This is a genomic window from Rhizobium sp. BK661 (assembly GCF_024808825.1).
Classification (GTDB): Bacteria; Pseudomonadota; Alphaproteobacteria; order Rhizobiales; family Rhizobiaceae; genus Rhizobium.
On record NZ_JANTYT010000004.1, the window covers coordinates 19,706 to 41,552 of the forward strand.

At 59.1% G+C, this 21,847-nt stretch carries 18 protein-coding genes and 2 tRNA genes; 13 read left to right on the forward strand and 7 right to left on the reverse strand.

Annotated features, from left to right (window positions below; all coding sequences use genetic code 11):
- Positions 1–54 precede the first annotated feature (54 nt).
- The 5 genes from FHX16_RS10815 to FHX16_RS10835 all read right to left on the reverse strand — a co-directional run bounded on the left by FHX16_RS10815 (position 55) and on the right by FHX16_RS10835 (position 4,996).
- A complete protein-coding gene (locus FHX16_RS10815) occupies positions 55–1,596 on the reverse strand; it encodes a phage major capsid protein (protein ID WP_259127894.1) in 1,542 nt (513 codons plus the stop codon).
- On the reverse strand, positions 1,593–1,955 hold the full coding sequence (locus FHX16_RS10820) for a gene transfer agent family protein (protein WP_259127896.1): 363 nt from the start codon (positions 1,953–1,955) through the stop codon (positions 1,593–1,595). Before FHX16_RS10820 ends, FHX16_RS10815 begins: the two co-directional genes overlap by 4 nt.
- The gene (locus FHX16_RS10825; RefSeq protein ID WP_259127898.1) at positions 1,955–3,178 is read right to left on the reverse strand and encodes a phage portal protein; all 1,224 of its coding nucleotides are present in this window, start codon (positions 3,176–3,178) and stop codon (positions 1,955–1,957) included. Before FHX16_RS10825 ends, FHX16_RS10820 begins: the two co-directional genes overlap by 1 nt.
- A 101-nt stretch (positions 3,179–3,279) precedes the next feature.
- Positions 3,280–4,827, reverse strand: coding sequence for an integrase (locus tag FHX16_RS10830; RefSeq protein ID WP_259127911.1), 1,548 nt, complete (start codon positions 4,825–4,827; stop codon positions 3,280–3,282).
- A 92-nt stretch (positions 4,828–4,919) separates the two neighbouring features.
- Positions 4,920–4,996 (reverse strand) — tRNA-Pro (locus FHX16_RS10835).
- A gap of 323 nt (positions 4,997–5,319) precedes the next feature.
- On the opposite strand from FHX16_RS10835, the gene FHX16_RS10840 reads away from it, so the two are divergent.
- Positions 5,320–5,625 carry an ETC complex I subunit gene (locus tag FHX16_RS10840; protein WP_016554394.1) on the forward strand — a complete coding sequence of 102 codons (306 nt, stop codon included), beginning with the start codon at positions 5,320–5,322 and terminating at the stop codon, positions 5,623–5,625.
- 49 nt (positions 5,626–5,674) lie between these two features.
- Positions 5,675–5,751 (forward strand) — tRNA-Arg (locus FHX16_RS10845).
- Between the two features lie 537 nt (positions 5,752–6,288).
- Here the strand turns inward: FHX16_RS10845 and FHX16_RS10850 are convergent.
- Entirely contained in the window at positions 6,289–7,455 is a 1,167-nt protein-coding gene (locus FHX16_RS10850; protein WP_259127928.1) for a dihydrodipicolinate synthase family protein, read from the reverse strand.
- Positions 7,456–7,711: 256 nt separating this feature from the next.
- On the opposite strand from FHX16_RS10850, the gene FHX16_RS10855 reads away from it, so the two are divergent.
- From FHX16_RS10855 to FHX16_RS10875, 5 genes are read left to right on the forward strand one after another with little or no spacing between them, the layout of a single operon-like run.
- Positions 7,712–8,758 (forward strand): LacI family DNA-binding transcriptional regulator, encoded by a 1,047-nt coding sequence (locus tag FHX16_RS10855; RefSeq protein WP_183862981.1) that lies wholly within the window; start codon positions 7,712–7,714, stop codon positions 8,756–8,758.
- On the forward strand, positions 8,755–9,759 hold the full coding sequence (locus FHX16_RS10860; protein ID WP_183862979.1) for a Gfo/Idh/MocA family protein: 1,005 nt from the start codon (positions 8,755–8,757) through the stop codon (positions 9,757–9,759). Before FHX16_RS10855 ends, FHX16_RS10860 begins: the two co-directional genes overlap by 4 nt.
- A 9-nt stretch (positions 9,760–9,768) precedes the next feature.
- Positions 9,769–11,382, forward strand: a complete 1,614-nt coding sequence (locus FHX16_RS10865) for an acyl CoA:acetate/3-ketoacid CoA transferase (protein WP_259127931.1) — start codon at positions 9,769–9,771, stop codon at positions 11,380–11,382.
- Positions 11,375–12,154, forward strand: coding sequence for an enoyl-CoA hydratase/isomerase family protein (locus FHX16_RS10870; protein ID WP_183862975.1), 780 nt, complete (start codon positions 11,375–11,377; stop codon positions 12,152–12,154). Before FHX16_RS10865 ends, FHX16_RS10870 begins: the two co-directional genes overlap by 8 nt.
- Complete coding sequence (locus FHX16_RS10875; protein WP_183862973.1) at positions 12,154–13,659, forward strand: aldehyde dehydrogenase family protein; 1,506 nt, start codon at positions 12,154–12,156, stop codon at positions 13,657–13,659. The genes FHX16_RS10870 and FHX16_RS10875 overlap by 1 nt, the downstream gene beginning before the upstream one ends.
- 142 nt (positions 13,660–13,801) lie before the next feature.
- On the opposite strand, the gene FHX16_RS10880 is transcribed toward FHX16_RS10875, so the two are convergent.
- Entirely contained in the window at positions 13,802–14,866 is a 1,065-nt protein-coding gene (locus FHX16_RS10880; RefSeq protein ID WP_246712627.1) for a LacI family transcriptional regulator, read from the reverse strand.
- A gap of 322 nt (positions 14,867–15,188) precedes the next feature.
- On the opposite strand from FHX16_RS10880, the gene FHX16_RS10885 reads away from it, so the two are divergent.
- From FHX16_RS10885 to FHX16_RS10910, 6 genes are all read left to right on the forward strand, one after another.
- On the forward strand, positions 15,189–16,448 hold the full coding sequence (locus FHX16_RS10885) for an ABC transporter substrate-binding protein (protein WP_016554386.1): 1,260 nt from the start codon (positions 15,189–15,191) through the stop codon (positions 16,446–16,448).
- Between the two features lie 82 nt (positions 16,449–16,530).
- Positions 16,531–17,484, forward strand: a complete 954-nt coding sequence (locus tag FHX16_RS10890) for a carbohydrate ABC transporter permease (protein WP_016554385.1) — start codon at positions 16,531–16,533, stop codon at positions 17,482–17,484.
- On the forward strand, positions 17,481–18,425 hold the full coding sequence (locus tag FHX16_RS10895) for a carbohydrate ABC transporter permease (RefSeq protein WP_016554384.1): 945 nt from the start codon (positions 17,481–17,483) through the stop codon (positions 18,423–18,425). Before FHX16_RS10890 ends, FHX16_RS10895 begins: the two co-directional genes overlap by 4 nt.
- 4 nt (positions 18,426–18,429) lie before the next feature.
- A complete protein-coding gene (locus FHX16_RS10900) occupies positions 18,430–19,545 on the forward strand; it encodes an ABC transporter ATP-binding protein (RefSeq protein ID WP_183756224.1) in 1,116 nt (371 codons plus the stop codon).
- Positions 19,546–19,564: 19 nt separating this feature from the next.
- The gene (locus tag FHX16_RS10905) at positions 19,565–21,070 is read left to right on the forward strand and encodes a GMC oxidoreductase (RefSeq protein WP_183862971.1); all 1,506 of its coding nucleotides are present in this window, start codon (positions 19,565–19,567) and stop codon (positions 21,068–21,070) included.
- Positions 21,067–21,846: a 3-ketoacyl-ACP reductase gene (locus FHX16_RS10910; protein ID WP_183862969.1), complete on the forward strand. Its 780-nt coding sequence runs from the start codon at positions 21,067–21,069 to the stop codon at positions 21,844–21,846. The genes FHX16_RS10905 and FHX16_RS10910 overlap by 4 nt, the downstream gene beginning before the upstream one ends.
- Position 21,847 lies beyond the last annotated feature (1 nt).

The window sequence follows — 21,847 nt, forward strand, 5'->3', positions numbered from 1 at the left end:
CGTCCATGCCAGCGTGCGATAAAGTCACTTCCTCATTTGCGAGCCGCAATGACATTAGGCGGCCATCTTCAGCTTACGGAAAACGTCAGGGCGAACCACGCCAGCGCCAACGCGGCGACGAGCGTGGTAGCGAACAAGTCCTTCCGTTGCGAGCAGATACGGGTTCGGGCGAACCTGAAGCTCGATACGGTCATAGATGCGATAACCGGCCTTGAAGTCGCCGAAGATGATCGGGAAGGCGTCCTCTTCGATGTCAGGCATATCGAGAAGTTCAACAACCGGGCGACCAAGGATCGTTTCGGGCTGTCCTGCCTGATACGACGGCTGCCACAGATAGTTGCCGTTCCCGTCCTTCAGCTTGCGAACGGTCGCCAAGGTCGTGCCGTTCATGGCCCACGTTCCCCGGTTCCGGTAGATGCCCGGAAGGGAATACATGAGCGTGATAAGGGAATCTGCGTTCAGATTCGTCGCGTGGCCGTTCAAGCTGTTGGCAATGCCAGCTTCGGCCATGAAGCCCTTCGGCTCGACTGCCGCGCTGCCGTTGACGAATGCGAAACCTTCCTTCGCGCCGAAATCTTCGGCAAGGGCAAGGCGGATTTCTGCTTCAACGTCATGGCTTGCGTCTTCGATAAGCCAGTTGCCGACATCAACGTGGGTGGTCATTTCCTTGACGGAAAATTCCATCTGGTCGAACGTCGGTTCGGATGGGTCGGAAGCGACGGCTTCGCCCTTCCACTTGGCATTCGTGACCGTAAGGCGCTTCGGCAGGATGACAGTATGTGAGCCGGTTGAACGAACGTCAGCGATGCCACGAACCGGCGAGAATTCGACAAGATTCCGAATGAATTCGGCACTGGTTTCTTCCGGAGCGAGAATGTAACCGGGCGCATCGCTAGCGACAGTTAGCGCCTTGCGGTCGAACTCGCCGCTCCGGAGAAAGTCACCGAACGCCTTGCGTTCGATGCCATTATCATTGTCGCCGTTCGGGTGGTTGTCATTGACGCCGCGAAGGCGGTTTGCCTTGGCTTCGATGCCGTCAAGACGGCTCACAAGGGCCTTCATGTCCTTCGAAAGTGCTTCGAACGACTTCTGTTCGTTCGACTGCTCGATTTCTTCATTTTCCATATGCTGAGTTTCCTTTTGGGGTGCCGTGCCATCAGCGGCTTTGATCGACGTGATTTGCGCGCCCGGATGGCAGGGGACCGCGACAACTGAAATTTCGTGAAGGTTTAGGGCTGTGATCGTCCGACCACGTTGGCGCGGCTTGGCGCTCTTGGTGACGAACCCAATCGAAAGACCGGTGACGGCCTTGCTCTTGATCATGGCGCGAACTTCGCGAGCCCGTTCAACGTCATCCACAAGCAAACGGCCTTTGACGGTCAGACCATCGTTGGTTTCGGTGATGCTGTCCCAAACGCCAATGACTTGGCCCTGATCGTGGGCGAAGAGCATCGGGACTGTGGCAGGCGCGGTGATCGCGCCTTTCTCAATCAAGTCGCCGACGCGATCAGGTGAGCCGAACGGCCACGCGATACCGGAGATTTCGCCCGTATCGTCAACCGTGAGTGCGGCTTTGATCTCAAGGCGTTCGGTCATAGCCCCGCCTCCGCGAGCGCTTCTTGGATGGCGGGATCGATTTCGCCCTGGCTGATCGGTTCTGGCTTGCCGCTCCAACGAGCGTCCAGAATGTCGAGGGCGAGTGGGAAGGTTTCGTTGATCGGGCGCGGCTTGGCGTAGGTGTCTATGAGCGTCTGAGCTTCAGCCGGGGAGGTGCCGCCGCCGATAAGACCAAGGCGAACGACTTCCATCAGGTCGGCAAAGTAGAACTGACCGGCAATGAGGCGCTGATAAAATGCGCCAATACCGACGCCGCTCTTGCGCTCAAGCTCATGAATCATCTCGGTGGTGAGAGCGAAGGTCTTTTCGCCATCACCAAAATAGGCGCTGTGCTGCATTACGCGGCTTCCTTGGGAGGTTCGTTGTCGGCGGGTGCGCCGGTCGTGGTGTAGGGGTTCGCCAGTTCGTCACCACCGGGGAGGGGCGGGAGGTTCATGGCGGCGCGAACTTCGTTCGGAGTCATGGCGCGCATAGCAACGAGCTTACCGAAGATTTCGGCGCGGCCCGCCGCGTCGGCGCGTTGAAGGTCGTCAATGACGAATTCGAAATAGTGGTCGTCTTGCTCGTCTTCGGTCAGGAGAACCGTGGCGTATGCGTCTTGCCACTTGTCGAGCCAAGGCCGAAGGCAAAGCTGAAGGAAGCTTGCCGCCATCTGTTCGGCGTTGCTCCATGTCGCGCGCTCAAGCTGAAAGAGCATGTGCGGCGGAACGCCGAAGACACGGGCGATCTCGTTGATTTGCTCAAGGCGGTTTTCGATGAATTGAGCGTCGGTGCTCGTCATCGTCGGCGCGTCGAACTTCCAACCGGCGTCCAGAATGAGCGGATCACCGGAAGTATTGCCAATCCACGCGCGCCAAGACTTCAGAATGTTGGCGACGGTTTGTGCGCCAGCCTCGCCACCTTGGGGCTTTTCATTCGAGATAATGCCGCTAGGGCGCATCCCGGCGTTGAAGAACCGGGAAGCCTGTTTTTCAAGGATGGCAGAAAGACCGATGGCTTCGCGGCCTAGCTTGACCGGAGACACGCCAGCGAAGGCGGGAATATAAAGGACTTCGGTATAGGAGAGCCGGACCTGTTTGCGATCAATGGTAAGCAGATAATAGGGCTCGCCGTCATCTTCGAAGAGGCGTTGAACCTTGGAAGGATCAAGCCGCTGAAGCTCATAGGGACGCTCATTGCCAACGCGAATCACACGCGCATATCCAGCACCATGAAGGAGCGCGTCAACCGTGAGGTCAACGCGAAGCTGACCTGCACTTGCCCAACTGTTCGCGCGGTTGTGCGCGATCTTATAGCCGCCGTGATCCTTGGCCGCGTCCTTGCCGTCGTCGCTCTCTTGATAGAGCTTGCACGGCAGCGAGCCAATAGTTTCGGAGATAAGCCGGACGGCCTGAAGAACAGCCGGGACGCGCATCGCGGAATTGCCAGTAACGGCAATGCCGGATGCGGTGGGCGTTCCGCCAAACAAGTCAAGTATTGCTGGATCAAGTAGGGAAAGGGCCTTCTGCTCTTTAAGAGAACCGAAGGCTCTTTGCACCAATCCTTTCAGGGAAAGATTCACTATCACGTCCTGTTACGCTGAACTTGGACAATAGTGTCTCATGCGAGGAATCGGTTGTGAATCCCGTAAATGAAAAAATTCCTATTATTTTAGGAAAAAAATCAAAGGAAGCGGCGAACCTTGTCCATCTGTGCCGCAAGCTCAAGAAGCTTGATATCGCTGCCGCCATAGTCATCCGCTGAACTGCCGGTTGACCTTCCCGTGATATAGAGTGCGGCACGATGTCCAACGTCCCCATTAAGCGCATCTTCAAACAGATGGCGAAAGCCATGATTCGGGGCAGGTGGGTTCGGATCGCCTTTCAATGGGCCCTCGTGGATCCACTCACGTATGCGATTATCGTGTGCGCTCCCGCCCGGGAAAAGCTTCCCTGTCGGTGCCGCGTGCAAAAACGTCAGAAAGCCCTCATCGATAAGCGCATTGTGGAGTGGCACCTTACGCGACTTGCGCGTTTTCGTTGTTCGCCCTTCTCCAACTCTGATGTGATAGAACCATCTTCCTTCGACGGCAAAGAAGTCCTCCTTGCACAATTGAAGCGCTTCATTGATGCGCATCCCCGAATAGGCGACGAGCCACGACGACCAGCGATAAGAAGGGCGCGTTTCGGCCCTAGCGGCGATCAGAACCTTGCGCGCCTGTTCAAGGCTGTAAGTCCTGTCGGAGCTATCGCGCACTTCCTGAACGGGAAGATCTAGGTGTTCGAACGGCATACCGTTCGGGAAAAGCGTGCCTTTGCTCTGCTTTTGTCCCCAAGCCATGATGGCTCGGATCGCGGCAAGTTTGTCCAGAATCGTCTTTCTAGTAAGTTCGCCGCTAGTGAGCATTTTGTCTCGCCACGCTTCGCCTTCAGCCAGGGTGATCGTTGCGACCTTCTTCCCACGGCGGGACTGCTCAAAATCCCAAGCTGCCGCTCGATACTTTTTCAAAGTCGCCGGGGATAAGCGATTTTTGCCAAGTCCCATATCGGTGACACGTATTTGCTCTTGGATAATATCCTCGAACTTTATTTCGTTGAACTCGGCTTTGTTGATGTTCTCTGGCTCCTTAGCGAGAGCCTTGGTCAGCATAGGGTTTTCGGGGCTACCGGTGAAATCCCCTTCGTCCCGCTCCACCTTTCGAGCGGTAAACTCAAGCTCCGCAACACATAGAGCGCGTGCTATCACTCGCCATTCTGTCGAGCCGACCATTGCATTTGTGTTTCCGCGGTATCGAAAGCGTTCGGCGGCGCTCCCGACAACTTCTTGAAGCTCGGTGTCGGTTAGTTTGCCAGCAATACCGTCCCGAAGCACCGCGACGCGCACGTCGTCGATGTCTGCGTTTGCATAGGCCGGATGAGTGTCGCGAAGCTCGGAATCAAATGCGACGAGTGATTGATAGTGCCTAGCCGCGATCTCTTCAGCAGAAAGCGGGTAGGGGACACTCGTCGGCTTGCCCGTCGCATTCTCATGGTGGCGCCGCGCCTCTGCAATGCGCGCTTGGATTTGTGCCATCGCGCCAAAATGTTTTGCTTTGGCGGCTCGCAGGTCCGGCCCAAGAGGCTCCCGAAGCTCAGTTTTGTTTTCGAGATAGGGGCGTAATTCTTTCGGAATCACCAGCCGAGAGAAGTAGCGGCCATCGCGATTCAGGAAGCCATGAAGCTTTCCAGCCATTCAAATCATTCCGTTTGTAACAGCGTTTGTAACGGAAGATTGTGAAATTGGCTTTGAAAATCAATAGTTATTTTGATTTCAAGGGGAAGGAGTGGTCGGAGTGGAGAGATTCGAACTCCCGACCCTCTGGTCCCAAACCAGATGCGCTACCAGACTGCGCTACACTCCGTGCCGACGAGGGAGGGCAATACACGGTTCGCCTCGAGCCCGCAATATCTAAAATCACCTAATCCCCCGCTTGGTGAGCGCTCTTTCGTTCAACGCGGTGTGCGTCTGTTGACGTCAGTGCGAATTAGGGAAGGGTAGTGGATGGGCGTCGGAAACGGCTCATGAATGCAGCTTCCGGCGCCACGGCTTTTCTCTTGAAAAGAAAGGGATTCGCCGCTAAGCAAAATTCATCTCTTCGTGCGATGTTTGAATGAAGAGAGGCCCCGGACATGGGGAAGACGAAGTTTTGAGTGCGAAAGCCCGTTAACCGGAGGCGCTGCAGCAATGTCTGCCAAGATCTACCGTCCCGCCAAGACAGCGATGCAGTCCGGCAAGGCAAAGACACATATTTGGGTTCTTGAGTTCGATCAGGAGACGCCGCGCACCATCGATCCGATCATGGGCTATACGTCCTCCTCGGATATGCGCCAGCAGTTGAAGCTGACCTTCGAAACGCAGGAACTCGCCGAGGCTTATGCCAAGCGTAACGGTATCGAGTACCGGGTGATTGCGCCAAAGGATCCGCAGCGTCAGATCGTGGCCTATCCCGACAATTTCCGCTATACGCGGACGCAACCCTGGACGCATTGATCCGCGTCCAGCGATAACAGATATGACCGGACCGAGTGCCCGGTCGCGTGGCCCCTTAGCTCAGCTGGATAGAGCACCTGCCTTCTAAGCAGGTTGTCGCAGGTTCGATTCCTGCAGGGGTCGCCACTCTTGTGTGTTTCGACATCGCATGAAGCGCATCTAGCGCCACAACGATCGCGAGACCAAGGTCCAATGTGCAATCGACTTCGGTCGTCTATATTCGAGACTGACGAGCCTCGTCTTGCCGCAACCTGGTGACGGAGACGAGTGCTGGTTCGATCTGAACGAGCGTGCCTGGAACTCCCGCGCAATGCGAGGTTACTTCGAACCTATTGGCCGACGGTCGTCGTGTGTTGCTGCGAGGAGGAGTAGATGTACCGATTTCGCGTTTTTGTAGTGATCGGAGCGCTGATCAGCCTTGCGATAATCACGTCGGCCTGTACTTCGACGTCCAATCAACAGAATCGAAATCTTCCGCTGAACTCGGCTTGTGCACTTGGATTCGATAACGACCGACCTTGTAGCTACTAGATAGAGCGGTCGAACGGAACCCGCCGTGTGGCGGGAACTAGGACAAGAGACTTCGACAGGTCGCGCAGGCAATCCCGACGCGACCCGTATGTTGAGCGCTAGAGCGCGCCCTGGCGTGGTTCTCGCGATGGCTCACCCAATGCCGAACACGCCCATGAAATGCTTCATGCGGGCGGTGGCAAGCTCCGGCTTGTCCAGGACGTTCGCCTTGTCTGCGAGGCGGAAGATCTCGGCATAATGATTGACGCCGCGCGCCGACTGCAACCCCGCCGGCAGGCTGAAATGGCTTTGGTGGCCATTCAGCCAAGCCAGAAAGACGACGCCAGCCTTATAGTATTGCGTCGGCGCTTCAAAGATCTTGCGCGAGAGAGGGACGGTCGGTTCGATAACAGAGCGGAACGTAGCGGCATCGCCGGCTGCGAGCGATGCCAATGCCTTTGATGCCGACGGTGCAACGGCATCGAAGATGCCAAGGAGCGCATGGCTGTAACGCTCGCCATCTCCTTCAATCAGTTCGGCATAGTTGAAGTCATCGCCAGTAAAGCAGAGTACGCCTTCAGGAAGCTGATTGCGGAGCTGTACCTCTTTGGCGTTGTCGAGCAGCGAGATCTTGATTCCCTCGACCTTGTCCTTGTTCTCGTTGATGATCCTGAGAACAGAGGCCAGGGCCGGCTCAAATTTGGAGCTCCCCCAGTAGCCGGCTAAGTTCGGATCGAACATCTCGCCCAACCAATGGAGGACGACCTTGTCCTTGGCCTGGGAGAGAATCCGGCCGTAAACCTTGGCGTAGTCGTCGGCAGAGGACGCGACCCGGGCGAGGGCGCGGCTTGCCATCATGATGGCGCGGCCGCCGTTCTTTTCGACGAATTCTATCTGGGTCTCATACGCCCGGATGACGTCGTCAATCGATCTTGCGTCGGATGCTGCGAGATGATCGGTGCCAGCGCCGCAGGCGAGATCCGCGCCTGCAATATTGCGAGATTCGTCCAGTGATCGCCGGATCAGTTCCTGTGCGCCAGCCCAATTGAGGCCCATGCCACGCTGGGAGGTATCCATCGCTTCGGCGATCTTGAAGCCAAGGCTCCACAGATGCCGACGGAAAGCGATGGTTGCGTCCCAATCGATCGCCGGGAGGCCCCAAGGATCCATGTCGTTTTTCGGGTCCGACACGACGTGGGCGGCGGCATAAGCGATCCGGTTGAATTGGGGTGGCGTGGAAGGGCGCCCGATCGGCGTCCCGGCAAGGCGGTACTCTTCCGTGGAACCGTCGGGGTTCGGCAGATTCAAACACAAGCTCATTGCGATCCTCCTCAATGGTGACTGAGGCAATAATTTGGATCGTTCCAAATTGCAACAGCTTTTTTGAATCAACATTTCTTACGGGGCGGCGCGCCTGGTTTTCCCGTTTCAGAGGCACTAATCATCTGCAAAGTAATACTATTTATGTCGACATAACCTAATTCCTGACGATGCATTTTCTTGGAAAGCAGACTTGACAAATTTGGAACGTTCCAATTATTTAAGCCCCAAGCTGGCGAAAGCCGAGGAGGAATTCATGGCGAAGGGGCGGGTCACCGTCATTGACATTGCGAAGGCCGCCGGCGTTTCGAAGTCGACGGTTTCCCTGGTCTTGCAGGGATCTCCGCTCGTGAATGAAGGGACGCGTTCCAAGGTGAATGCGGCCATGCGCGAGCTGGGTTATGTCTATAATCGTGGGGCGGCGAACCTTCGTCAGGCCGGCGCGAAATCGAAGATCATTGGGGTCGTCGTCAACGACCTGACCAACGGCTTCTTTGCCGAGCTCGCCGTCGGTGTCGACATGGTCGTGCAGTCCGCCGGCTTTGTGCAATTCCTTTCCAATACAAGCGAGAGCATAGATCGTCAGCGGGAAGTCATTGCCTCGATGCGAGAGCACGGAATCTCCGGGCTCATCGTCTCTCCGGCGCGCGCCACCGAATCCGTCGATTTCAAGCCGCTTGTCGCCGCCGGCATTCCGGTGGTTGTCGTGGTTCGCAACCTGCCGGGCGCGAAGGTCTCGTCGGTCGTGTCCGATAATCAGGGAGGAACGTCAGCGGCCGTCGAGCATCTGGCGTCCTTGGGGCATACTCGAATTGCGTTTCTCGGCGGTTTTCCGGATACGGCGGTCTTCGAGGAGCGTCTGGAAGGCTATGTCGACGGTCTGAAAGCGGCGGGGCTCGGCTTTCATGAAGAGCTGGTTGTGTCGTCAGCGCCCTCGAGGGCGGGCGGTGTCGATGCAATCGGGCGCGCGATGACGATGAGCGATCGGCCGACGGCAGCGGTCTGTTTCAATGACGCCGTTGCGTTCGGTGTGTGTGACGGTCTGCGCGCGCGGCGCATGGAGCCCGGTCGAGACTTCGCTGTCGTCGGCTTCGACGACGTCATCGAGGCGCAGACGGCCGTTCCTGCTTTGACGACAGTTTCCGTCGATCCGCAAGGCATGGGCCGGCGTACGGCACAGCTTCTGCTCAAGCAGATCAACGCAGGCAAGGCGGAACCCGAAAGTGTGACGACCGCCGTCCGGCTCGTCGTTCGCGAAAGCTGCGGCGCCGCCCAGAAAAAAGCAGGGAGGAAGACGGCATGACGATTCGCTGGGGCCTGATTGGCGCGAGCACCATTGCACGCGAGTGGGTGATTGGTGCGATCCGCGCGACGGGTGGCGATATCGCTTCCGTCATGAGTTCGAATGCTGAGCGCGGTCAGTCCTATGCGAAGGAGAACGGCATCCCGAAGCATGTTTCCGACGTCGCGGCCTTGGTCAACGATCCCGCGGTCGATGCCGTCTATATCTCCACGACGAATGAGCTTCATTGCGACCAGGCGATCGCGGCGGCACGCGCCGGCAAGCATGTCCTTTGCGAAAAGCCGTTGGCGATGTCGCTGCGAGATGCGCATGCGATGGCAAAGGCGGCGAATGACGCTGGCGTCGTGCTTGCCACCAACCATCATCTCCGCAACGCCTCCACTCACATCGCCATGCGCGACGCGATTGCGGCCGGCAAAATCGGCAAGCCGCTTGCCGCGCGCGTCTTTCATGCCGTGTATCTGCCAGCTCACCTGCAAGGCTGGCGACTGGACAAGCCGGAGGCTGGTGCCGGCGTCATTCTTGACATCACTGTTCACGACACCGACACGCTGCGGTTCGTTCTCGGGCGTGATCCGGTGGAGGTCGTTGCATTCTCGCAGGCGGCGGGGATGGGTAAGCCTGGCGTCGAAGATGGCGTCATGGGCGTGATGCGTTTCGAGGACGGTATCCTCGCGCAGTTTCATGATGCCTTCACCACCAAATATGCCGAAACCGGCTTTGAGGTGCATGGTACCGAAGGCTCGCTGATCGGCCGCAATGTCATGACCCAGCGGCCGGTTGGAACGGTGACGTTGAAAAACGCCGATGGCGAGCAGCAGCTGCCGACCAATGCGATCAGTCTCTACGAAACTGCGCTCAAGGCCTTCCATGCCGCGGTAGCCGGCAAGGGCCGTCCTTCGGCGACAGTGGAGGATGGAATCTGGTCGCTCGCAACGGGCCTCGCGGTTGTCGAGGCTGCGAGAAGCGGCGCCGTCGTAAAAATCAAAACAGGACTTTGAGTAATCCCGATGAGCAAGCACATCACGCCGGCCGAAGCTGCCGCACTGATCCCCGACGGAGCCGTCGTATCCGTGTCGTCATCGAGCGGCCTCGGTTGCCCCGACCTGATGCTGAAGGCGATTGGCGAGCGTTTCGACAGCACCGGCCACCCCCGCGATCTCACGACGCTACACCCGATCGCAGCAGGTGACATGAGCGGCATCAAGGGTGTCGACTATATCGCCAAGAAGGGACTGCTGAAAAAGATCCTCGGTGGTTCCTATCCATCGGGCCCATCCAGCGCGGAGCCGCCGCTGATCTGGCAGATGATCACCAACAACGAGATTCCGGCCTACAACATCCCGTCGGGCATCATGTTCGATATTCATCGAGAAGCCGCTGCCAAGCGCCCTGGGGTCCTGACGAAGGTCGGTATCGACACCTTCGTCGATCCGAGAAGACAGGGCTGCGCGATGAACGACCTGGCTGCGGAGGAGCCGGTGGTCAAGCGCGTCGTGTTCGAAGGAGAGGATTGGCTGTTCTTCCCGTCGATCGTGCCGCAGATCGCTATCATTCGTGCAACGACGGCCGACGAGCGTGGCAATCTTACCTATGAGCACGAGGGTGCCTATCTCGGCGGCCTGGATCAGGCGCTTGCTGCCCGCAACAATGGCGGCATCGTGATCGCCCAGGTCAAGCGCATCACCAAGGAAGGTTCGCTGAAGCCGCATGACGTGCGTGTGCCTGGCATGTTGGTTGATTATGTCATCGTCGATCCGGACCAGAAGCAAACCACGCAGACGCTTTACGATCCGGCCATTTCAGGCGAAATTTTCCGGCCGCTCGATACCTTCCGCGTTCCGGAATTCAATATCCAGAAGGTCATTGCCCGCCGCGTGGCTCAGGAGCTTGAGGCCGGTAGCTGCGTCAACCTCGGATTCGGTATTTCCGCCAACGTGCCGCGCATCCTGCTTGAGGAAGGGCTGCACGGCTCGGTCACCTGGGTGATCGAACAGGGCGCCGTCGGTGGTGTTCCGTTGTTGGATTTTGCGTTCGGCTGCGCCTCCAACGCTGATGCCTATATGCCGTCGCCATACCAATTCACCTACTTCCAGGGTGCCGGCTTCGATGCTTCGCTCCTGTCTTTCCTCGAAATCGGCAGGGACGGCTCTGTCAACGTTTCGAAACTTTCGTTCCGACCGCACGTCACGGCCGGGGCAGGCGGCTTCGTCGATATCACGGCGCGGGCGAAGAAGATCGTGTTCTCCGGCATGTTCAACGCGGGTGCGAAGCTTGCGATCGCTGACGGCAAGCTGGTCATCGAGAAGGAAGGCAAGCTGAAGAAGCTCGTCAACGAGGTCGAGCATGTCACCTTCTCCGGCAAGCGGGCGATCGAGCAGGGGCAGGACATCACTTATGTCACCGAGCGGTGCGTGATGAAGCTGACTCCGGAAGGTGTTGTCCTGACGGAAATCGCACCTGGCGTCGACCTGCAGACCCACATCCTCGATCAGTCCGAGTTCCCGCTCATCGTGGCAAAGGACCTCAAGGTCATGGATGCGAAGCTCTTCGCCGAAGCGAACATCGGTCTGTCTCTGCCGGAGAAGGGCGCCCGCGTGCTCGAGGGTGTCTTCCATGGCTAGCGGCACGGTCAGAGTTCAGGTCGAGGATCACATCGCGATCATGACGGTATCGCGGCCGGAGAAGCTGAACGCGCTTGATCTGGACATGCTGAAGGCGTTGGCGGATGCGGCCGATGAAGTCGAGGCAAACGCCGACGTGCGCGCTGCGATCCTGACGGGTGAGGGCAAGGGCTTCTCGGCTGGCGGTGATATCAAGGCGTGGGGTGGAATGCGGCCGGAGGAGTTCGGCCATGCCTGGGTCCGCCATGGCCATCGCGTTTTCGAAAGGCTTGCAACACTGAGGGTGCCGCTGATTGCCGCCCTGAACGGCCACGCTCTCGGTGGCGGGCTGGAGCTTGCCGGTGTGGCGGACATTCGCATCGCCGAAGAGCACATCAAGATCGGACTACCGGAGACCGGTCTGGGCATGGTGCCAGGTTGGTCCGGCACGCAGCGTCTTGTGAAGCGTTTTGGTGCGCAGGTGGTGCGGCGCATGGCACTGGGTGGCGAGATCTTCACCGCCGACGAGGCTCGGGTGCTCGGCATCGTCGATGCCGTCACGTCGAGTGGAAACGCGGTGGAGGCCGCGAAGGAATATGCGCAACGGATCGCGTCGAGAGGCCCGGCGGCGCTGGAGATCGTGAAGCTGATGATCGCATCGGCCAATGGCGAGGACAACGGCACCGCCGTCGAAGCGCTCGGGTCGATCCTCGTCGCTAAAACTGCTGATCTCAGAGAGGGCGTCGCATCTTTCAGCGAGAAACGCCCGGCTAAATTCAAGGGAGAATGGTAATGACGGTTCTGGTTAATCCAAGAGCGCTTAGCGACCACAAGACCCGCGACTTCAGGATGCTGGTCGACGGCAAGTGGGAGGCCGGATCCGCCCAACCGATCGAGCGCGTTGCTCCGAGCCATGGCGTCGTTGTGAGCCGCTTTCCGACCGGCAGCAAGGCAGATGCCGAACGTGCGATCCTTGCTGCCCGTAAAGCCTTTGATCACGGTCCGTGGCCGCGGATGACCGCATCCGAACGGTCGGCGATTTTGCTCAAGGCCGCTGACCTGATCGCGGCTCGTGCGGAAGAACTGGCTTTCCTGGACGCGATCGAGGCAGGCAAGCCGATTTCGCAAGTGCGTGGCGAAATAGCCGGCTCCGTCGATATCTGGCGATATGCAGCGGCCCTTGCCCGCGATCTGCACGGTGAAAGCTACAACACGCTTGGAGACGGTACGCTGGGGGTCGTCCTGCGCGAGGCGATCGGCGTGGTGTCGATTATTACGCCCTGGAATTTCCCGTTCCTGATCGTCGGCCAGAAGCTGCCCTTTGCCCTTGCCGCTGGATGCACCACGGTCGTAAAGCCGTCGGAGCTCACTTCGGGATCGACCCTCGTCCTTGGCGAAATCTTGCAGGAAGCGGGCGTTCCGGACGGTGCCGTGAACATTGTCACCGGTACGGGACCGGAGGTCGGGGCCGTCCTGACCTCCCATCCAGAGGTCGACATGGTGTCGTTTACGGGCTCCACCGGTGTCGGCAAGCTGACGATGACGAACGCGGCGCAAACGCTGAAGAAGGTCTCGCTGGAACTCGGCGGCAAAAACCCGCAGATCGTGTTTCCCGATGCGGACCTCGACGCATTTATCGACGCCGCAGTCTTCGGTGCCTACTTCAATGCCGGCGAATGCTGCAATGCAGGGTCCCGCCTGATCCTGCACAAGAGTATCGCTTCCGACGTGGTCAAGCGTGTCGCGGAGCTCTCTAAGGACGTCAAGGTCGGCGATCCGCTCGATCCAACCACGCAAGTTGGTGCTATCATCACGCCGCAGCATCTGGAGAAGATCGCAGGCTACGTTGCCGGTGCGACCAGCGGCGGCGCGCAAGTTGCACATGGCGGCGAAAAGCTCGACCTGGGCATGGGGCAATACATGGCGCCGACCATCCTCGAAGCTGTGACGCCTGATATGGCGGTTGCGCGTGAAGAGGTCTTCGGCCCTGTGCTCTCCGTGCTCACGTTCGAAACCAGAGCGGAGGCGATCGAGATCGCAAACGCGATCGACTACGGGCTTTCGGCCGGCGTCTGGAGCCGCGATTTCGATACCTGCCTGACCGTCGGGCGCAAGGTGAGAGCGGGGACAATCTGGATGAATACCTTCATGGACGGGGCGTCCGAGTTGCCGTTCGGTGGTTACAAACAATCCGGCCTCGGGCGTGAACTCGGTCGTCACGCAGTGGAGGATTATACCGAGACCAAGACGCTCAACATGCATATCGGCGGACGCACCGGCTGGTGGATGCCGCGCTAAGGTTACAGAGCGAAACGCAACCGAGAGAAAGGAGGGCAATATGGCTGGATCGACATTCGTAGATCGCACGACGTTCGCGCTTTGGCACTCGCATGCCTCTTGCTTCCTCATGCCCGCACCTGCTGGTCGATCGTGCGGACGATTACGGTCCGCCGTTTCCAGAGAGCGGCGGCTGCGGCGTCAGCAGGACCTGCAACTGATCCATGTCCGTCTCGCCGCCGATCCGTTCCTTGAGGATGCGGCCGATCTGCTCGCCGGTGGCCGTCAGGTCCTCATAGATGGTCTCGACCTTCGGTTGGATGGCGGAAAGGAGCTGCGAGGTCTGCTTGGCGACAATGTCGTATTCGACGCCAAGGGTGCGTCCGCAGTCGCTCATGCCGGTGATGGTGGCAAGTGCGCACACTTCGCCACCGCAGGTGAAGGCGTCGGGCGGATCGGGTTCGCGATGACGTCGCGCGATGCGATCGCGAATCGCGCCAGCCGGATGGTCGAGGTCTATATCGGAGATGACCTCATAGGCGCAGCCGGCTTCACGCACCGCCGTCATGAAGCCGTGCAGGATGTGACTGCCGAAGCTGAATTGCATCGGTCCGCTGATCAGCGCCGGTTTGCGGCGCCCCTTGGCGATCAGGCGTTTGGTTGCCTCGTAGGAGAAGGTGAAGTTGTCATAGTCGACGTAGGCGTGCGGGGTCGACAGTTCCGTGCGGCCATGGGTGACGAACGGAAAATCGTGCTCCATCAGCAATCGCACGCGCGGGTCGAAAGGCTCGGTGCGCGACAGCACCAGGCCATCGGCCATGTGGTTGCGCATGATGTAGTTGACCGCATCGATGTTGGTGGTGTGCGGCAGGTTCGGCATGACGATCAGGTGATAGGCGGTTCCTTGCAGGGCATTGGCGATGCCGGACATGATGGAAGTGCCGTAGCCGAGGATTTCCTCGTGCGGTTCCAGCAGGATGGCGATGACATTCGTCCGGCCGGTCTTCAGGCGCTGGGCGGCGCGATCAGGGGAGTACCCGACCTCAATCGCGATCTCGCGGACGCGCTTGCGGGTTTCGTGATTGATCACCGGGTCGTCGGACAACGCCCGCGATACCGTGGTTACGGCAAGGCCAGCCATATCGGCGATGGTGCGCAGCGTCGGCTTGCCGCTCCTGCGGGTCGATGTGGTCGTGGGCGGCATTGCGACGCGAGGCACGCTCGGCATTCCTCCAAAGGGCTCGAATGGCGGGACACTAACGCGACGGCGAAGCCGATGCAATGCTGGACTGGAAACGTTTTAAATTTCGGCGTCTATTCGGTTCGTCTTCTAGCTACTTCTAAAAATGAAGTAAAAACAGGTGTTAACGTGCCGTTGTGCTGACGTGGAAAGGTAACGCGGGTGACTTGACTTGGTCAAGTTTATAACGTTTTAAATAACTTACGCGGCGTTCGCGCCGTGGTAACCAAAGCCTTCGTGCGGGGAGTGTGCGCGGGCTTTTGAACGCGGATATTCCGCTTTTGTAAACTTGCAATCCGGGAGGAAAACGATGCGCAAGTTTTTGATGACGACTGCATTGGTGACGATGACCGTTGCCGGCCTTGGTGCTGCCAAGGCTGCTGACGTGAAGGAAGTACAGATGCTGCATTGGTGGACGTCGGGCGGCGAAGCTGCGGCCCTCAACGTCCTCAAGGAAGATCTGTCCAAGGAAGGATTTGCCTGGAAAGACGTGCCGGTCGCCGGCGGTGGTGGTGATGCGGCAATGACCGCGCTCAAGGCCATGGTTGCTGCGGGCACCTATCCGACGGCTTCGCAGATGCTCGGCTACACCGTTCTCGACTATGCGCAGGCTGGCGTCATGGGCGACCTAACGGAGACGGCAAAGAAGGAAGGCTGGGACAAGTCCGTTCCGGCAGCGCTGCAGAAGTTCTCCGTCTACGACGGCAAGTGGGTTGCTGCCCCTGTTAACGTTCACTCGGTCAATTGGCTGTGGATCAACAAGGCCGTCATGGAAAAGATCGGCGGCACCGAGCCGAAGACCTTCGACGACCTGATCGCTTTGCTCGACAAGGCCAAGGCAGCTGGTGTCACTCCGCTGGCGCTGGGTGGGCAGAACTGGCAGGAAGCCACAATGTTCGACTCGATTGTGCTGTCGACTGGCGGCCCCGAGTTTTACAAGAAGGCTATGAACGACCTCGACGAGGAGTCGCTGAAGTCGGACACGATGAAGAAGTCGTTCGACAATCTGCAGAAGATCGTCCAGTACGTCGACCCGAACTTCTCCGGACGTGACTGGAACCTCGCAACCGCCATGGTCATCAAGGGCGATGCACTCGTTCAGGTCATGGGCGACTGGGCAAAGGGCGAATTCGTAGCAGCCAAGAAGACCCCGAACACGGACTTCCTCTGCTACCGCTTCCCGGGCACTGACGGCAGCGTGATCTACAACTCCGACATGTTCGGCATGTTCAACGTGCCGGATGATCGCAAGGCGGCTCAGGTTGCGCTTGCAACGGCGACGCTCTCCAAGAGCTTCCAGTCTGCATTCAACGTCGTCAAGGGCTCGGTTCCGGCCCGTACAGACGTTCCTGATACCGACTTTGACGCTTGCGGCAAGAAGGGTATCGCCGACCTGAAGGCTGCCAACGAAGGCGGCACGCTGTTCGGCTCGCTGGCACAGGGCTACGGCGCTCCTCCGGCAGTTGCCAACGCCTATAAGGACGTCGTCTCCAAGTTCGTGCATGGCCAGATCAAGACCTCCGATCAGGCGGTCGAAGAACTCGTCAAGGCAATTGAAGACGCCAAGTAACTAAGGCCTCCCGCGGTCTTCCCCGCCTTCGTGGCGGGGAAGATTCCGCAACGGACGACATCGTCGGAGGAGATGACACCCCATGAGCACCATCGCTACAGATAAAACCGTTCTCACCTCGCATCGTGGAACGCCCATTTCAATCCGCGCGCGCCTGCAGGACGCGCTGCCGAAGATCGTGCTCGCGCCGAGTTTCGCAATCACGCTTGTTTTCGTCTACGGCTTCATCATCTGGACGGTCTATCTGTCCTTCACCAATTCCAAGACCTTCCCATCCTACGCACTAACCGGGCCGCGCGCCTATCAACGGCTCTGGCGCTGGACGTTTGAAAGCGATCCGCCCTCCAGCTGGTACACCTCGATCACCAACATGGGCATTTTCGGTTTCCTCTACATCGGCATCTGCCTGGCGCTCGGCCTGTTTCTGGCGATCCTGCTGGATCAGAAAATTCGAGGCGAGGGCATATTGCGGCCCATCTTCCTCTATCCGATGGCGCTGTCGTTCATCGTGACAGGCGTTGCCTGGAAATGGTTCCTCGATCCGGGTCTCGGCCTGGAGCAGACACTTCATCAGTTCGGCTGGACGAGCTTCCACTTCGACTGGATCAAGAACAAGGATTTCGTGATCTATACCGTGGTGATCGCCGGCGTTTGGCAGGCCTCCGGTTTCGTCATGGCGATGTTCCTCGCTGGCCTCCGCGGCATCGATAGCGAGATCATGAAGGCGGCACAGATCGACGGCGCAACGACGGTACAGCTCTATCGGCGCATCATTATTCCATTGCTGCGGCCGATCTTCCTCTCGGCCTTCATCGTGCTCGCCCACATGGCGATCAAGTCCTATGACCTTGTCGTGGCGCTGACCTCAGGCGGCCCCGGTGGCTCGGCCTGGCTGCCATCCAACTTCATGTACGAATACACCTTCAAGCGGAACGAGATGGCGGTTGGTTCAGCCAGCGCCGTGATCATGTTGATGACGATCTCGGCAATCATCGTTCCCTATCTCTATTCGGAACTGCGGGAGAAATCGCGATGAGCGCTGTCACCTCGACTCTTCCAAGCGCGGCCAGCGCGTCACGCTCCAAAATGTTCAGCCGGATCTTCATCTACGGTCTGTTGGTCATCTTCGCGATCATCTACCTGATGCCGCTGTTCGTCATGCTGGTGACCTCGTTCAAGACGATGGACGAGATCCAAAGTGGCAATATGCTGGCGCTGCCGAAGGCGCCGACCATCGAACCCTGGTTCAAGGCCTGGGGAGAGGCCTGCGTCGGTCTCACCTGCGCCGGCATCAAGGGCTACTTCTGGAACTCGATCAAGATGGTGGTTCCGGCGGTGGCGATCTCCACGATCATGGGGGCGCTGAATGGCTATGTGCTGACGAAATGGCGCTTTCCTGGCCACACTCTGGTCTTCGGGTTGATGCTGTTTGCCTGCTTCATTCCGTTCCAGTCGGTGCTTCTGCCGATGGCGACGATTCTCGGCAGCCTCGGTCGGTTTGGGGCGACGTTGCGCGACCAAATCGGCATGTCGCTGGGCTTTGGCAATCCGACCGTCAATCTCGTCACCGTTCACGTGATTTACGGCCTCGGCTTCACGACGCTGTTCTTCCGCAACTACTATGAGGCCTTTCCGACCGAGTTAGTGAAGGCGGCGCAGGTGGACGGTGCAAGCTTCTTCCAGATCTTCCGCCGCATCATGCTGCCCAATTCACTGCCGATCATCGTCGTCACTGTGATCTACCAGTTCACCAACATCTGGAACGACTTCCTGTTTGCTTCGGCCTATGCGGGAACGGGCGATTCCATGCCGATGACGGTGGCGTTGAACAACGTCGTCAACACCTCCACCGGCGTCGTCGAATACAACGTCAACATGGCGGCGGCGATGATCGCAGCCCTTCCGACACTCCTCGTCTACATTCTCGCCGGCCGCTACTTCGTGCGTGGCCTGATGGCGGGCGCGGTTAAAGGATAATCCAATGGCTTTCCTCGAAATTTCCGGTCTCAAGAAGCGTTTCGGCTCATTGGAGATCCTCAAGGGCATCAACGTTGAGCTGGAGAAAGGTGGCTTCCTCGTGCTGGTCGGTCCGTCCGGGTGCGGCAAGTCGACCTTGCTAAACACGATCGCCGGTTTGGAATCGATCACCGAGGGTGACATCCGCGTCGATGGCCGGAGCATCGCCGACCTGCATCCGTCGAAGCGCGATATCGCCATGGTGTTCCAGAGCTACGCGCTCTATCCGAACATGACGGTCGCCGGAAACATCTCCTTCGGCATGGAGATGCGCGGCGTACCGGTGGAAGAGCGCAACAAGGCCATCGACAAGGTCGCCAAGGTGCTGCAGATCGGCCACCTGCTCAATCGCAAGCCGAGCCAGCTGTCGGGCGGCCAGCGGCAGCGCGTCGCCATGGGGCGCGCGCTCGTGCGGGATCCCAAGCTGTTCCTGTTCGATGAACCGCTTTCGAACCTGGACGCCAAGCTGCGTGTCGACATGCGCATCGAGATCAAGCGTCTGCACCAGGCGACCGGCACGACGATCGTCTATGTCACCCATGACCAGATCGAGGCGATGACGCTTGCCACCAAGATCGCGGTCATGCGGGATGGCGAAGTACAGCAGTTTGGAACGCCCGCAGAAATCTACAACAACCCGGCAAACATGTTCGTCGCCGACTTCATGGGTTCGCCGGCCATGAACCTTCTGTCGGGCACGATCGAGAAGGCCGCCTCGGGATTGACCGTGTCACTGGCTCGGCCTCATGGAGAACCGATCAAGCTTCCAGTTTCGTCGGGCAATGGTGCGCTTGAGGCACATGCGGGCCGGGAGATTGTCTTCGGCATCCGCCCGGAGGCGCTGACCGACCCGGATGGTGCAGACCGCAACGCCAAGGCTCTTGCCGAGAGCGACTGCCTGATCGAAGTGGTTGAACCGGCGGGATCGGACACGTTCGCCGTCACCAAGCTCGGTGGTAAAGAGGTTGTCGCGCGCCTGCGTGCGGACGCTCGCATTCAGGCCGGCCAGAATGCCCGCCTTGCGTTCAATCTCGATAAGGCCGTGTTCTTCGATCCGCAAAGCCAGACGCGCATCGCGTAGTCCGGTCTGGATTTTTGAGATGAACAGCACTCCTGATATCGTCATCATAGGCTCGGGCGTGGGTGGGTCGACTGTTGCCGCCGGACTGGCGGCGACCGGGGCCGAGATCCTGATCCTCGAGGCCGGCGACTTCATCGCCGATCGCCCGGAGAACCGCGACCAGCGGGCCATCTTCCAGCGCGGGCACTTTCGCCCGAAGGAGATGTGGTACGAGGCGGACGGCACGGCGTTCAATCCAGGCAACTACTACAATGTCGGCGGCAACTCGAAGTTCTACGGTGCGGTCCTTTCACGCTATCGCCGCGAGGATTTCACGGAGATCCGCCATAGGGAAGGTGTCTCGCCTGCGTGGCCATTTCCCTATGAGGTGCTTGAGCCGTGGTACAGCCGCGCGGAACGGATGTACGAGGTTCGGGGCAACCTCGGAGATGACCCCACAGAGCCCGCCCACTCAAGCGGTTATGAGTATCCGCCGGTGCCCGACGAGCCGCCGGTTGCCGATGTCAGAGCAAGACTGAAGGCGAAGGGGCTGCACCCATTTTCGCTGCCGTTGGGCGTGAACATCGACGCCTGGATAGCCAAGGCCAGGACGCCCTGGGACGCGCACCCGAACTCTCGCGATGGGAAAATGGATGCGGAGACCGCCGCGCTGCTCAAGGCGTTGAAATTTCCGAACGTTCGTCTCGAGACGAACGCCAAGGTGACGAGGCTCGAGGCAGGAGAAAACGGGAATATCGAGCGGGTCCGCTACCGCAAGAACGACGAGGATCTTGCTGTCGCTCCGAAGCTGGTCATTCTATCGGCCGGTGCCGTTCAGTCCGCCGTCCTGCTGCTGCGTTCGGCTGACGCGCGCCACCCGAAGGGGCTTGCAAATTCGTCCGATCAGGTCGGGCGGAATTTCATGAACCACAATTCGTCAGCGGTAATCGCCGTGTCGCCAACCTATCGGAACACGTCGGTCTACCAGAAAACGTTCGGGTTCAACGATTTCTACCTATCGGACGGCAACGGCGGGCCGCCGCTCGGGAACGTTCAGTTGCTGGGCAGGATCTCGGCTCAGGTGTTGAAGGGCTCGCTGTCCTGGGCCCCGGAATGGCTGCTCCAAAACATCACCGGCCATGCCATCGATTTCTATGCGATGAGCGAGGATATACCTCACCCGGAAAGTCGCGTGCGCGTGGACGGAGACCGTATCGTCCTGCAGTGGCAGCGGACAAATTGGGATGCGCATCTCGAACTGGTTTCGAAGCTGAAGGCCGTTCTCAAGTCGATCGGCTTCCCGATCGTCCTCTCGAAGCCGTTCGACAAGCGCACGCCTTCCCACCAGTGCGGTACCGTCAGGATCGGCAATGACCCCGCCAGCGCGCCGCTAGATCCTTATTGCCGTTCCTACGATCACCAGAACCTCTTTGTGGTGGATGCCAGCTTCCTGCCGACCTCGGCTGCGGTAAACCCCGCCCTCACGGTCGCCAGTCAGGCATTGCGGGTCGCCGACCACATTGCTTCGAAGGACCTGCGAGCATGACGGAAGGTGTCGAAAGGCCAGTCGCAATTGTAACCGGCGGACGACGCGGCATCGGTCTTGGGATCGCGAGCGCGCTGGCCAAAAGCGGCCACAACATCGTGATTACAGGTGTCGGAGCGGCGGAGGAGAGCAGGGACGTCATCGACGGGCTTCGCGGCTTCGGGATCGATGCGGTCTATCTGCAGGCGGATGTCTCGGACGTTTCCAGACATGATGAAACGGTCCGCGCGGTCCTTTCGAACTTTGGCCGTATCGATTGCCTCGTCAACAACGCCGGCATGGCAGCGGTCGTCCGTGGCGACTTCCTAAGTCTGCTTCCGGAAAATTTCGACACGATCATGGCGACGAACCTCAAGGGCACGGTGTTTTTCACGCAGGCCGTCGTGAAGGCAATGCTCGTGACGGGTGCCGTTCCCCATCCGAGATCGATCATCAACATCACGTCTGTCTCAGCCGAAGCCAGCTCGCCGGAGCGACTGGACTATTGCATCAGCAAGGCCGGTCTTGCCGCCTTCTCGCAGGGACTAGCACTGCGGCTCGCCGACTCGGGAATTGCCGTCTTCGAAGTGCGCCCCGGGATCATCCGGACCGACATGACGGCCGGCGTGACGTCGAAATACGACGCCCTCATCGACAGCGGCCTCGTCCCGATGAAACGATGGGGCGAGGCGGATGACCTCGGAAAAATCTGTGCGGCGCTGGCATCCGGTGACTTCGGTTTTGCCACCGGCACCGTGATCGACGCCGATGGCGGCCTGTCCATTCCTCGCTTGTAAC